At 44.0% G+C, this 14,683-nt stretch carries 9 protein-coding genes; 5 read left to right on the top strand and 4 right to left on the bottom strand.

Features of this window, described 5'->3' with window-relative positions; genetic code table 11:
* Positions 1 to 132: 132 nt before the first annotated feature.
* Both AC13CK_RS15095 and AC13CK_RS15090 read right to left on the bottom strand, forming a co-directional pair.
* Positions 133 to 2,004: a putative bifunctional diguanylate cyclase/phosphodiesterase gene (locus AC13CK_RS15095; RefSeq protein WP_482831285.1), complete on the bottom strand. Its 1,872-nt coding sequence runs from the start codon at positions 2,002 to 2,004 to the stop codon at positions 133 to 135.
* A 435-nt stretch (positions 2,005 to 2,439) separates the two neighbouring features.
* A complete protein-coding gene (locus AC13CK_RS15090; protein ID WP_005245962.1) occupies positions 2,440 to 4,626 on the bottom strand; it encodes a carboxy terminal-processing peptidase in 2,187 nt (728 codons plus the stop codon).
* 199 nt (positions 4,627 to 4,825) lie between these two features.
* Here AC13CK_RS15090 and nagZ point away from each other — a divergent pair, with 199 nt between their 5' ends.
* Positions 4,826 to 5,848 carry a beta-N-acetylhexosaminidase gene (gene nagZ / locus AC13CK_RS15085; RefSeq protein WP_425879151.1) on the top strand — a complete coding sequence of 341 codons (1,023 nt, stop codon included), beginning with the start codon at positions 4,826 to 4,828 and terminating at the stop codon, positions 5,846 to 5,848.
* A gap of 123 nt (positions 5,849 to 5,971) precedes the next feature.
* Positions 5,972 to 6,835: a class I SAM-dependent methyltransferase gene (locus AC13CK_RS15080; RefSeq protein WP_425879149.1), complete on the top strand. Its 864-nt coding sequence runs from the start codon at positions 5,972 to 5,974 to the stop codon at positions 6,833 to 6,835.
* A 28-nt stretch (positions 6,836 to 6,863) separates the two neighbouring features.
* Here AC13CK_RS15080 and AC13CK_RS15075 read toward each other — a convergent pair whose 3' ends face one another.
* Positions 6,864 to 8,201 carry an alpha/beta fold hydrolase gene (locus tag AC13CK_RS15075; protein WP_425879147.1) on the bottom strand — a complete coding sequence of 446 codons (1,338 nt, stop codon included), beginning with the start codon at positions 8,199 to 8,201 and terminating at the stop codon, positions 6,864 to 6,866.
* 322 nt (positions 8,202 to 8,523) lie between these two features.
* Here AC13CK_RS15075 and AC13CK_RS15070 point away from each other — a divergent pair, with 322 nt between their 5' ends.
* The 3 genes from AC13CK_RS15070 (at position 8,524) to pta (ending at position 13,654) form a co-directional block, all read left to right on the top strand.
* Positions 8,524 to 9,789 (top strand): glutamate-5-semialdehyde dehydrogenase, encoded by a 1,266-nt coding sequence (locus AC13CK_RS15070; protein WP_425879274.1) that lies wholly within the window; start codon positions 8,524 to 8,526, stop codon positions 9,787 to 9,789.
* Positions 9,790 to 10,239: 450 nt separating this feature from the next.
* Positions 10,240 to 11,460 (top strand): acetate/propionate family kinase, encoded by a 1,221-nt coding sequence (locus AC13CK_RS15065; protein ID WP_313564721.1) that lies wholly within the window; start codon positions 10,240 to 10,242, stop codon positions 11,458 to 11,460.
* A gap of 55 nt (positions 11,461 to 11,515) precedes the next feature.
* A complete protein-coding gene (pta, locus tag AC13CK_RS15060; protein ID WP_409651879.1) occupies positions 11,516 to 13,654 on the top strand; it encodes a phosphate acetyltransferase in 2,139 nt (712 codons plus the stop codon).
* 231 nt (positions 13,655 to 13,885) lie between these two features.
* Here the strand turns inward: pta and AC13CK_RS15055 are convergent, their stop codons facing one another.
* Positions 13,886 to 14,125 (bottom strand): DUF2171 domain-containing protein, encoded by a 240-nt coding sequence (locus tag AC13CK_RS15055; protein ID WP_004729548.1) that lies wholly within the window; start codon positions 14,123 to 14,125, stop codon positions 13,886 to 13,888.
* Positions 14,126 to 14,683 lie beyond the last annotated feature (558 nt).

Genomic DNA, 14,683 nt, shown 5'->3' with positions numbered 1-14,683 from the left:
ACTGCTCAATGCACAGCATTCGAGATCAAATTCGATCAATATGAAAAAAATTGGCGATATTGTAGCAGAGTTTCAGGGTGGAGTTCCGTTAGCCATGTTGTCTATCCTGACGCTCAATGAATTAGAGCGCTATTAACGGAATTGTAAGTTTTCTAGTCGTTGTTCATCTACCGGCAAGCCCAGCAAAAAGCCTTGTAACTGTTCACAACCGAGCCGGGTTAAAATTTCTGCTTGCGCTTCTGTTTCAACACCTTCGGCGGTCACCACCAAGCCCAGTTTTATGGCCAGCTGAATAATGCTTTCCAGAATCATTTCCTCTTTGGAGCCGACTGCCAGATTTTTGATAAATTCCCGGTCAATTTTTAACTCATCTACGGCGAAATTCTTTAAATAGAGAAAACTGGAATGCCCTGTACCAAAATCATCAATGGCTAGACGGATGCCCATTTGTCTTAAGCGCTTAAAGCTGCGCATACTCACATCAATATGATGCATGGCAGTCGATTCAGTAATCTCGATCATTAAATGCTGAGGACTGATTTTATATTGTGCAAATAACTTTTCTAAAGTACTAAACAAATGCTTATGCTCAAATTGTACTGCAGACAAATTGACCGCGATAGGGAAAAATTCAGTATGTGTCTGTTGCCATTTTTGAATCTGCTGACAGGCCAGCTCCAATGCACAATAGCCCATTTGAATAATCAGTCCGGTTTTTTCAGCCGCATTGATAAACAGATTCGGGCCGAGCAAACCAAACTGGGGATGGTTCCAGCGAATTAATGCCTCTACCCCACACAAGCTACGGTCTTTGGTCCGAAACTTGGGCTGATAAAACAGCACAAACTGCTGCTCTTCCACGGCTTTATATAGGTCATTAATCAGGGTACTCTGGCTCTTGCTTTCATCCTGGTCGGTAGAATAATTAAAGACTGAATAGGTATTGCGCCCCTGATACTTGGAACTCAGCATGGCGGCATCAGCATTGACCAGCAGATCCTGTAAATTCTTGCCGTGTTCCGGATACATGGCAATGCCAATACTGCCCGAGATATGAATACTCTTGCCTTCAATCAGGAAACTTTCCTGAATCAGTTCAAGAATCTGTTCTGACATTTTTGCAGCTTTGGCGACAGATGTGTTTTCCAGTACCAGCAGAAATTCATCCCCACCAATTCTGAGCAGCTTGGAATGATGGCCTAATAACAGATGAATCCGCGTGGTCAATTGAATCAGCAACTGATCGCCGACCAGATGGCCAAACACATCATTGACTGCTTTAAAACGATCCAGATCGATATATAAAAAAGCAATTTCATGCTGCTGTTCGGACTGACCTGAAAACAGCAGATTTGCATATTCAGCCAGATACAAACGGTTAGGTAATTTGGTCAGATTGTCCTGAATGGTCTGATTTTCAATTTGTTGATTGGCCCATGCAAGCTGACGGTTGCGTAATCCCACACGCAGTTCGGACACGATGATACAAATCAGCGTTACCAGCAGCAATCCACTCATCAGTATCATGGCCAGAAATAGCTGATCATGTGCCTGAACTAATTCCGGTGACTGTTGCATATGGGCGGCAGTAAAATTGAATGACATCATGCTAATAGAGTGCATGCCAAAGATGCTGAGTGCGATCACACCTAATACGAGAACTGACCGGAAAAATGACCAGGTACTTCTGGTACTTCTGGTACTTCTGGTACTTAACCAGAGGATAAACATAGATGCAGTGCATATCACCAGAACAGACAGGAGCATCAGGCCCAAATCCATCTCATATTTATTCAGCACAAAACTTGCTGTCAGCCCAATAAAATGGATCAACCATATGAATAGGCCCAATAGCATGGCGGTTAGCATTAAATTGAAGGTTTTAAAGTTTAGCTGTAAAGCGCCTGAAGCAAATTTTTTAATCCGTGCGATGAGATAGCAAGCAACCAATGCAGAAAGAACGGACCCGATGAGCAGACCAATATCATGCTGAATATCAATCATATAAAATGTTCCCCAGCGGTGATCATTTTTATTATGCTCTGCACTGATATTTCCATTTTCACCCGGTCAAATTTGAGCTCAGTAAAATCTCAAGACTGACCATCTATGCAAGCCAATTGGTCTGCAACAACATCAGTCTTAACTAAAATTTAGAATTTATATTTCTTTCTTTTGAAGTTGAGAATTGCCTCAAAAATAAGACTCAACAGAAAAATAAAATACAACTTATATATTAGAAGTGTTTCAAATTTAAGCAAATATTTAGCTTCATTTTTTTAGCTCATTTATTCGATCACCATCACAATTTTTTTCTTTTTATTTAGACAGATGGCACTTCATAGCAAAATTTTATTTGTTCTTTCGTGCAGATTTGCAAAATAAAAAAATAGCCTGTCGAAACAGGCTATTTTTATCAACGACCAATGAGGCTAAAACTTAGGGTTTTGCTTGTAATTTGGCATAGTCCAGTAACACATTTGCCGCTTCAATCACAAACGCTTCTTCTTCAGGCAGAGCCGGACGTTCTTTGGCCTTCATCTTGGCACGCGTTTCAATCAAGGCATCCAGTGAAGCCTGATAACTTTCCCAGTTTGGATAAGGTTTCAGACCTGTTGCAGCACGACGAGTGTTTTCTGCGTCCAGCGTTTTTTGCTCCATGGCAATCAACTCAGCTTTACGCTGTTGCAAGTCCAGTACCTGACGTTTCTCTTCTTCAGCTTTCTTCATCACGGCTTTACGCTGTTCTAAATACTTGAACTGAGAATCCAGTGTGACCCGTTGCTGAGAAAGTTTAGCCAATTCAGGAACGTATTTCTGTACTGCACCTTCGCGTTTAAATGGTGCCGTTGGAATAGTATCCCACTGCAGGGCATTTTTGGCCTTACGCTCACCAAACTCCTCGTTATAAATATCGACCAGTTTAATGTCCGGAACGACCCCTTTATTCTGGGTACTACCACCAGTCACACGGTAGAATTTACGCTGCGTCAATGTCGCCTGACCATGCGCCAGACTATCCAATTGTACTTGTGCTGTACCTTTACCGGTGGTAGTACTGCCAATCACAATCCCGCGTTCATAATCCTGAATCGCAGCGGAGTAAATTTCACTGGCCGATGCAGAGGCCAGATTCACCATCACTGCCAATGGACCCGCATAAGTTTGTGCACCACCATCATCATCTTCAAAGACGCTGACATTACCATTGCCATCACGGATCTGCACCACTGGGCCAGACTTGATTACTTGCCCTAGCATACGTGCCACTTCTTCCAGTGAACCACCCGGGTTATTGCGTAAATCAACAATAATCCCGGCAACATTCTTCGCTGCCAACTCTTTCAAGGCTTTGTTGGTATCTTCGGATACCGAACGATAATCCGTACCGGCACGGCGTGCGCGATAGTTCAGGTAGAATGACGGAATTTCGATCACACCATATTGATATTTCTTGCCATCGCGCTGAATGTCGACTACACGTGTACGCACACCGGCATCTTCTTCCTGAATCACGTCACGGGTAATAGTCACATTACGGGCCTGCCCCATGGCAGCACCCGCACCGAGTAAGCGTAAAGTGACTTTCGTGCCACGTTTACCACGAATCAGACCGACAATTTCATTACTTGGCCAGCCAATGACATCGACCATCTGTTCGCCGTCTTGGGCCACACCAATGATACGATCCCCTGATTTGACCTGACCGGATTTGCTGGCCGGACCACCTTCAACGATGGTTTCAATTTTGGTGTAATCTTCATTGCCGCGTTCCGGGCGAATCGATACGCCGACGCCTTCCAGCTGTAAAGTCGTCTGACGATTCAGCTCCATCGCATCCACAGGCGGGAAGTAATTACTGTGGGGATCATAAGTCAGCATCATCGCGTTCAGTGTCTTGTCGAGCACATCATCACTTTTGACGCGGCTGAGACGTTCCAGTTGACGGGTATAACGCTTGGTCAAGGTTTGCGCAGGCGTTAGATCTTCAGGACCAGTCAGGTCTTGTCCATTGGCCAATTCCGGATTGGCTTTCAGCGCTTTCTGCTTGGCCAATTCCTCTTCTTTACTGATGGTCAGATTGATCAGCTGTGACACCAGCATTTTTGACCAGTGCGCACGCTGTTCAGCCTCAGTTTTAAAGAATGGCGCTTTCTCACGATCCGTTTCGATATAAACATTTGGCTGATTCAGATTCTGCGGTTTTTTCAGCTCATTCAACATATAGGTGTAGAACTGGTGCAAGCGCTGTTGATATTGCGCATGCATTTCATAAGGACCAGACAAGTTGCCGGCTTTCAGATTGGCACCAAAATTGGCACCATAGCGTTTCTTATAGTTTTCAACTTCTGGGGCCAGAAACAGACTGTGTTCCGGATCAAGACTATCAATATAGAAATCAAAAATACGCTGCGAAGTCTGAGCATCCAGACGCATATTTAAATAATGCTGACGGTCAACCAGGGTTGCCAGCTGACGTGACACCAGCGCCTGCTCTTGAGATGGCTGAATTGCTTTACTGACCACTTCATTACTATTGGCCGCAATCGCATCATTCACTACATGGGTAAAAAAGAATCCACCTGTCGCAATCGCAACTGCGCAAGCTATAGTTTGAAATTTCATAAATAATTCGTACTTCCTTGGCCTAGAGACCAATGTGACCGTGTTGCTTTTCGACCAGAATTTAACGTATTCAGCATCTTAAACAACTTAATATGTTTATGTCGTGTAGTTTTATCATATTCTGTGCTGACAAAGTGTAGCAAATCATTGCAGAATTCAGGTATTGTTTTCTCCGAAAACTCTAAAACGGATTCCGCATATGATTGGCGCATTGATGCTCGACATCGCAGGCACAACCCTCACTCAAGAAGATATTGAACTATTAAGTGCGCCGCAAGTCGGTGGAGTGATTTTATTTGGTCGCAATATCGAATCTCCCGCCCAAGTCCGTGCTTTGACCGATCATATGCGTCAGGTGCGTCCTGATATTTTAATTGCAGTGGATCAGGAAGGCGGTCGTGTACAGCGTTTAAGACAAGGCTTTACCCTGCTGCCTGCCATGGGGAAATTTGGCGAACTTTATACGAGCGATCCACAGCGTGCCCTTGAACTGGCTGAAAAATGCGGCTGGCTGATGGCGACTGAAGTACTGGCTGTCGGAATTGATTTCAGCTTTGCACCGGTACTGGACCTGAATGACATCAGTGATGTGATCGGTGATCGTAGCTTTGCCCAAAATATTCAGGACATTATTCCACTCGCCAGCGCATTTCTAAAAGGTATGAAACGTGCCGGTATGGCTTCAACTGGTAAACATTTCCCCGGTCATGGCTCTGTTAAAGCAGACTCGCATGTTGCTGCAGCAATTGATACGCGCTCCTATGCAGAGATTCAGCAAAAAGATATGCAAACCTTTATCCAGTTACAATCACAACTGGATGCACTGATGCCGGCTCATGTCATCTATAGCCAGGTAGATCCCAATCCAGCCGGATTCTCAGAATTCTGGATTCAGAAAGTTTTACGTCAAGAGCTCGGCTTTGACGGTGTCCTGTTCTCGGATGATTTAAGCATGCAGGCTGCCTGTGTTGCAGGTGATGCCGATGCCCGAATTCAGGCCGCCCTTAAAGCTGGTTGTGATATGGGTCTGGTCTGCAATGATCGTGCAGCACAATGTATTGCACTAGAAGGAATTGAAGATTTGCCCCTCCCGAACCAGCAACGCCTGGAACGCATGCGCGGCAACATCCCGAACATCCAGATTGGTGATGAACTGGATCTGGGTGAAGAATGGCGCGAGATCCGTGATGAAATACTGGCATTTAAACAGCAATCCAGCTAAAACTTTTTAAATCCAATCAATATGAAAAAGGGACACGACAAGGTGTTCCTTTTTAATTATAGTAATGAAAAGGTTACACTATTATTCAATCAACTTAAAAATAACAATAAGGTCAGAACAAATATGACAGACTCACTTTCGCAACATCGCCATATTTCTTTTACGGCGCACTATACCGGCTATATCTGGTATCAAATGGGAATCTCACATCCAGCCTTTGCTACATCCAAAGGCAAGTTCCTGGCCAAACTGCTTCATCCCCTTGAATCCTGGGCAGAACGCCATGTCGGCGGTAGCATGCGGACTACACTTAAGCAGCGCCATCAGATGATTGATGAGCATTTGTGTCAACTAATTGAGCAACATCCACAACTTCAGGTTCTTGAAATTGCCTGCGGACTATCTCCACGCAGCTGGAATTTCAGACAGAAATTCCCCGAGATTAATTATCGTGAACTGGACCTGCCGGATATGGCCAAGATCAAGACGCAGGCTTTACAGCAGATCGATCAGTATGCCCCTGAAGTCCTGACTGCCGATATTTTTAGTGAAGAACTGGACTGTATTTTTCAGATGTTTGACCGCAACCAGCCCTTAGTGGTCATTAGCGAAGGACTGATTAATTATTTTGATCAGCAGATGTTAGGTATTCTGATGCAGGGGATTACAGAAAATGCGCAGTATTTCCCGGCAGTTCACTATCTCAGCGATATTTATCCTGAACCGGTGAAAAATAAACTGGCGAACTTTATCTGGAGCAGTAGCCGTCTACTTAAATTCATGTCTCGCAGTGCGTTTACCTTTCATTTTAAATCCCCCCAAGAACTGCAGCACTTTTTTCAAGATGCAGGATTTGACCAGGTTGAGGTACAACAACCACAACGTTATTTTGCCGAGCCTCGTCAGCAAAACCCGACTCATGAACAGGATGAACATTTAGGTGATCTGGTCTGGATGGTTCATGCCGTGAAAAAAAACAGCGTTTAAGTACGCTGTTTTTTAATGCTGATATTTTTTAAATTGCGGTATCAAATACTTCGGTCTGTTGCAAAATTTTCTGCCGTTTTACAAAAGCCAATAGACGTTCTGCGACTTCAAAACTGCCATGTTTGAATAAGGCACGCAGCTGGGTGTTATTCTGTTCAAAGATGAGGCACTCAATATGAAATTCCCCAGCTTCATCTTCCAGATGCAAGGCCAGATCACGTGGATAAGTTGCTGCACGCTCAGCCTGTCCTGCATCTAACTCCAGCAATACCCCAAAGAAATTCATATCTACAATCTCTACATTCAAGACACGATCAGAATGACGATGACTGAGGAAACGCTGTGAATCTTGCACCTGAATCCGCTCTTCACCGCGACGTTCAAGCTGCTGTATCTGTTCACGCGTGAACGGAATAATTCCTGCCAGTTGATCAACAGCTTCATCGCGCAAGAAAGTTGCAAACAGATGCATGGTTTCTTTACGACGTTGTAACTGCGGCACATGATCAGCACCTGCAATTTGCACATACTGCATATCCGGGCATTGTAGGGCAAAATTCGCATTTTCATGTGGCAAGGTAAAACTGTCATATTGCCCACATGCCACCAGTACTTTGCACTGCGGGATCGGGACATTGGTCAGACGCAATAAACGGTTGCAGTTAATATCATAACGATCCTGTTCGGTGGCCGTAAATTCCGCCATCTGTTTAAAGAACAAACGTTTTGCAGTCGGTGACATTCGGGTTTCTGTCAAACGTGCATGATTCACCAAGTACAAAATGACGGCCTGACCAAATTCATCCATACGCTGTTCTTTCATCAGGTGTAGGGATTCTTCCAGCAGCATTCGCCAGCTTTTACGGGTTTTCTGCATCACGCCCATCAGAATCATCCGATCGACCAGTTCAGGACGCTGATCTGCCAGACAGGAAGCTACCACTGACCCTAAGGACATGCCTAAAATTGCCACTTGCGGCAGCTGCATCTGTTCCAGCCAGCGCCCTAGCATCGCAGCAAGGTCTTCAAGCTCCAGTGTTCCGGCAGACAGACCTGTGTCGACATTACTAATCTGCTGGTTGGCCCCCATGGACGGCAGGTCAATCAGAATGATGGGACCTGCATCAAAAAGCTGTTCTACACAATATTTGTAGGAGTTAAAATTCTGGAAAGCTCCCCCAATAATCACCATTGGTCTTAAATGTAAGGTATCTGGACGGGCGATCGCCATATATTCGATTTTCCAGCCATCCATCCAGGTGGTGCGTGGTGGCTGCTTAAAACTGTGCTTATCATAAAAATCAAAAAAACCATCGTGTCTATGTTGTTCCAATACATGGGCGTCCATGTGGATAATGGAATTCATATTCCTTTTCCTCCGTCCTTGCCTTATTTTTATTGTGCAAGTCATGCTTAACAGATCTTATAATTCAGGCACATTCCGGTGTGCCTGAACATGCATCCTGCTCTTTAATAATTATAAATGACATCAATGTCGCGTGTTTCATTCTATACAGAGCTGCTTTTCACAAGCAACCGCTTCAGTGACCACTTATCTGCTTTTAAACAGAAAACATTTTCAAAATGTTTAGAAGTCTGCGAAAACGGATGATTTTTAACAGATGGGCTTCATTGTGCAGCAGCAGGCTGTTAATATCGAAATGAAATTTCTAAGTGATCAAACCGCTATGCAAGAGTCTATTGAACAATACATGCAAACGGTAGGACAGCAGGCACGCCAAGCGTCTCGCATTTTGGCTCGCGCGTCCACCCAAACTAAAAATAATGCGTTATCCGCTATTTATACGGCTTTGGAAAATAGCCAAGCTGCTATTTTGGCTGCTAACCAGAAAGATATGACCAAGGCGCATAACAACAATCTGGACTCAGCCCTGCTTGATCGCTTAGAACTCAACCCCGCACGCTTTAAAGGTATGTTGCAGGGTCTAAAAGATGTCATTGGCCTGAAAGATCCGATTGGTGAAATTAGTGATATGGCTTATCGCCCATCCGGGATTCAACTGGGCAAGATGCGTGTGCCTTTGGGTGTGGTCGGCATGATCTACGAATCACGTCCTAACGTCACGTTGGAGGCTGCATCACTCGCGCTCAAATCAGGCAATGCCATTATTTTACGGGGCGGCTCAGAAGCTCTGGAATCGAATCAGGCAATTGCAGTTGCGATTCAGCATGGCCTGAAAGTCGCAGGCTTGCCTGAGGCTGCCGTACAAGTGGTAAACACGACTGACCGCGCTGCTGTTGGCCAGTTGATCACCATGACCGAATATGTGGATGTGATTGTGCCTCGTGGCGGCAAGAGCCTGATCGAACGAATTACCGAGGAAGCACGCGTACCGGTCATTAAACATTTAGATGGCAACTGTCATGTGTATGTGGAAGCTCAAGCGGACTTGTTGAAAGCATTGCCGATTGCGCTCAATGCCAAAACCCATCGCTATGGTGTATGTAATGCCATGGAAACCCTGCTGGTCGATGAAAAAGTCGCTGAAGAATTCTTGCCACGCATCGCAGAGCTTTACCAAGAGAAAAAAGTCGAACTTCGTGGTTGCCGGGAAACCCAGCGTATTCTTGGAGATGCAGTCATTACGGCCACTGAAGAAGACTGGTATACCGAGTATCTGGGCCCGATTCTGGCGATCAAAGTCGTTTCTGGTATAGAAGAAGCCATTGAGCACATCAACAAATATAGCTCGCATCATACCGATTCCATTATTACTGAAAACTACAGTCTGGCTCGCGAATTTCTGGCGGGTGTAGATTCAAGTTCGGTCATGATCAATGCCTCTACTCGTTTTGCAGATGGTTTTGAATATGGCTTAGGCGCAGAAATCGGGATTTCAACCGATAAAATCCATGCTCGTGGCCCAGTTGGTCTTGAAGGCCTGACGTCGCAGAAATGGATTGTCTTTGGTGATGGTCAGATTCGCCAATAAGTATTCAGATCGCTCATTTAAAACAGCCTCATAAATGAGGCTGTTTTTTATGGACAGAAAAATTGACACTGAAATAGATGGATTAGAACCTTCCGGTCATTTTATTGATGAATCTCTTTATAGAATTGTATGTAAAAACAATATTTGCCTTTTCAGGCGCTAAACTAAAGAATTAATCTGTTCTAAAATTAAATTTAAGCAGAGTTTAGTATTCTTATTGATTATATTTTCAGCATCATTTTATTTATAAATGAAAACTATGAACTGATAAATTTTAGTTATTATTGTTAAATCGGTCGATAATGCTTAAGTCTAATCTGCTAAAGTCTATCTAGGACAGAAAAAAAACAAATGTTAAAACATATTCATTGATCTGGATTGCTGCTTCATTGCCCGCAATTGGGTCAAGCAAATGGACGAGAATTTTAATTAAAAATTGGGTAATCAATCGTGTCTAAATCAGTATTAGTTATTAATTGTGGCTCTTCTTCAATCAAGTTTGCATTACTTCTTGAGGAGCAGAATTTCCGTATTCATGGTTTAGCTGAGAACTTAGGCACAGAGAATGCTCGCATTAAAGGTGTGACGGTTGGCAATGAGCCGGTCGATATCCATATTCCATTTGCTGACCACAAAAAAGCACTTGAAGTGGGTCTTGAACGTCTGGCCAACTACCGTCCGGACGCGATCGGTCACCGTGTCGTACATGGTGGCAGCCTGACCAAAGCTGAACTGATCAATGACGAGATTATTGAAAAAATTCGTGAAGCAACGCCGCTTGCGCCATTACACAATCCGGCACACTTAATTGGTATTGAAGCAACCAAACGCTTATTCCCGGAATTACCACAAGTTGCAGTATTTGATACTGCCTTCCATCAAACCATGCCAGCGCATGCTTATCGTTATGCCCTGCCGAAATTTTTATATACTGCTCATGGTGTGCGTCGCTATGGCTTCCACGGGACTAGTCATGCCTATGTTTCAGAACGTGGTTCTGAACTGGCAGGTAGTTTCAAACAAGGTGGCTGGTTAACTGCGCATTTAGGTAATGGTAGCTCGACCTGTGCCGTTTGGAATGGGCAAAGTGTAGATACTTCAATGGGCTTAACTCCGCTTGAAGGCATTGTTATGGGCACACGCAGTGGTGATGTCGATCCAAGCCTGCATAGTTTCTTGGCGAAAAACCTGGGTTGGGACATTTATAAAATTGACAAGATGCTGAATAGCCAAAGTGGTCTTTTGGGTCTGTCTGACCTGTCGAATGACATGCGTACCCTGATTGAAGCTTCAGAACAAGGCAATGAAGATGCCGCACTGGCGATTGAAGTATTCTGCTACCGTTTAGCTAAATCTCTGGCAGCGTTGAGCTGTGGTCTGCCACGTCTTAATGGTCTGTTCTTCACTGGCGGCATTGGCGAAAACTCAGCGTATATCCGCGAAAAAACCATGACTTACCTGCCTCATTTCGGTTTCAGTCTGGATAAAAATGCCAATAATGAGCTGAAACGCGGTACCGAAGGCCGAATTGATTCAGGTACAGGCCCACAAATCTGGGTAGTGCCAACAGATGAAGAAGGCCGTATTGCCCGGGAAGTTCAAAGTGTGGTTGAACTTGAAGTGGAGCGCAATACTGCAAAAAAGTCTCAAGCTGAGGTAATGCCTGCATAAGCAGGCTTTAGCTTCTTTTTCACTGATTTTTATTATTCTGCGACTGACATAATTTATGAAAACAATTTTATTGGTTCCCACGGGGGAAGGCGTAGGCTTAACTTCTGCATGTTTGGGCCTGATTTATGCACTGGAATGCCAAGGGGTAAAAGCTGGTTTCCTGAAACCTTTTGCCCAGGAATTGAATGAAATCGAAGACCGCACCACGGCTTTGTATCGTCATATTTCTCAAAGTGAAACGGTTGAACCTATCCGTTATAGCAAAGTCTTGCAGCAGATCAATCTGGGTGAACAGGATGAATTGCTTGAAGAAGCGGTGCGTCTGCATCGTCAAATTGCTAAACAGCATGACCTGATTATTGTCGAAGGGCTGTTGCCAAATACTCAGGACAGTTTTGCCGATGATTTGAATGCTTCACTGGCACAAGCACTGGATGCCAAAGTTATTGTCGTCAGCAATGCCAATATTCAGCAGCCAAGCCAAACCGCAGATAAAGTTGAACATCAGCTGCGTAATTTTGGTGGCGCCAGCTCTACCCGTCTGGCAGGTATCATGTTGATGCGCACCAAGGGTCTACCTGAAGAATCTGCGCAGATTCCTGTCACGCTGAATCCGGATTTACGCCTTAAAGCTGAAACCGCAGAATTTATCACCGCCATTCGGCAGACGCATCCGCATATTGGCTCTGAAAAATTGCCAGTGATTGGCTTGGTGCCTTTCAGTAAAACCTTAAGTGTGCCGCGTATGTCTGATCTGGCAGCCCATATTTCTGCTTACTGGATTAATGAAGGCGAAGCCAAACAGCGCCGTGTGCAACACAGTAGTCTGATTTCAGCCAATATTGAACATGAACTACATAAGTTTGTAGCTGGCGAATTAATTATTAGTGCCTCTGACCGGATTGATGTATTACTGGCAAGTAGTCTGGCCAGCAGTAATGGGATTCCTTTGGCCGGTCTGGTGCTGACTGAACATCAACAGCCAAATGATCATGTACTGGAATTCTGCCAGGCTGCCATCAAGCAAGGTTTACCGATTTTACATACACCACTCAGCACGTTTGAAACCGCACAAAAACTGGCAAATCTCAGCAATGAAATTCCAGTGGATGATACCGAACGTGCAGATCAGGTGACACGTTTTGTTTCAAGCCATATCAATCCGGAATGGCTGAATCAAATGTTGAATGGTTCTTATAAGCCACGTCTGTCACCTTCCGCTTTCCGTCATGAACTGGTACAGAAATCGATTGCTGCGAAAAAACGTATTGTACTGCCAGAGGGTGATGAACCGCGTACCGTACAGGCTGCGGCCATTTGTCAGGCGCGTGGTATTGCACAGTGTATTTTGCTGGCCAAGCCTGAAGCTGTGCTAGAAGTAGCCAAAGCTCGCGGTATTGAATTGCCTGAAGATCTGGAAATTCTTGATCCGGATCTGGTGCGTGAAAACTACATCGACAAGATGGTGGAGCTGCGTAAAGGCAAGCTCAACGAACTACAGGCCCGTGAACAACTGCAAGATACAGTAGTACTTGGCACCATGATGCTGGCGCTGGATCAGGTTGACGGTTTGGTGTCGGGTGCAGTGCATACCACGGCGAATACGGTACGTCCTGCTTTCCAGCTGATTAAGACTGCTCCGGATTACTCACTGGTATCTTCCGTATTCTTTATGCTGTTGCCAGATGAAGTCTATGTGTATGGTGACTGTGCGATCAATCCGGACCCTGATGCAGAACAGCTGGCCGAAATTGCAATCCAGTCCGCCGATTCTGCCAAAGCCTTTGGTATAGATCCACGCATTGCTATGATTTCCTATTCGACAGGAACTTCGGGTACTGGCGCTGATGTGGAAAAAGTCGCGGAAGCTACACGCATTGCCAAAGAACGTCGTCCTGACCTGTTGATTGATGGGCCATTACAATATGATGCAGCATCGGTGGAAAGCGTGGGGCGCCAAAAGGCACCTGATTCACAAGTGGCTGGACGTGCCAATGTATTTATTTTCCCGGATCTGAATACCGGTAACACGACCTATAAAGCGGTACAACGTGCTGCCAATGTAGTCAGTGTTGGACCAATGCTGCAAGGCTTGAATAAGCCGGTCAATGACCTGTCGCGTGGTGCCTTGGTCGATGACATCGTGTTTACCATTGCCTTAACCGCGATTCAGGCCGAGCAGCAAGAAGCTTAATACTTCTTAAATTTAAGTTTTCCAAACCATCTGATTGAAAAATCAGGTGGTTTTTTTATAAAAAAACACTCATAGCTTCAATAAATTCAGCACGCGATCATTATCTCGTTTTAATAAACAATAAAAATGCCAGTCTTTCGAACTGGCATTTTCAACGGTTACTCATAAAGTCTGTGACATAAAAAATTAAGCTGAAGCAGCCCTGCTTTTCAGTCCACTAACTTTAATTTCTTATAAGGTAGTCCACTCTTTACGTACCTCTTCCGCAGTTTTATTGAGCACGACGCTATCGTCTTTGATTTCACTTACCCAACTCAAGGGAATCAGATGATGCTCATTATTTTCATCATCACTTCTTGTTAATTTAATTGAATCCTGACCTTCTAAATGGTCCACCTTCCCGACTTGAGTACCACATGAAGCAATGACTGAAGCATGTTCTTTAATATCACTTGCATTAAAATTGTTCATTCTACTTGCCTGTTTCTAGAAGTTGAGAGAAACAGTCTAAGCAATAAAAAATGCCGCATGTGTAAGGGTTTTCAGGCTTTGAGTTTTTCTGGGTTAAAAATGTAAATGGTCAACATGGCTTGAGTAAGCTATAGGAGAGATGCTTTTTAAATTTGAGTTTTCAAATATTTTTATAACTGGATTTGAAGATTCGAAGATTTGAAGATTTGAAGATTTGAAGATTTGAAGATTTGAAGATTTGAAGATTTGAAGATTTGAAGATTTGAAGATTTGAAGATTTGAAGATTTGAAGATTTGAAGATTTGAAGATTTGAAGATTTGAAGATAGGTTAATTTTTTTATGTCTTAAAATAAAAAAGAAGATAAAGCTTAGGCTTGATCTTCTTTCTGACCGTACATCCAAGTTGCAGCGATATATACACAAAAACCAGCTGCCATCAAAATACCTGTAACCATTGTTAGGATCTCCCGTTTCAATAGCTGCATTATCTAAAAGTTTTATGACAGTTATATGACAATCTGGTTTTTTGTTAAATTTAAAATAATTAATAAAATTCA

The organism is Acinetobacter sp. L-24, from assembly GCF_056857555.1.
This window is presented reverse-complemented; position numbering and strand designations above follow the sequence as displayed.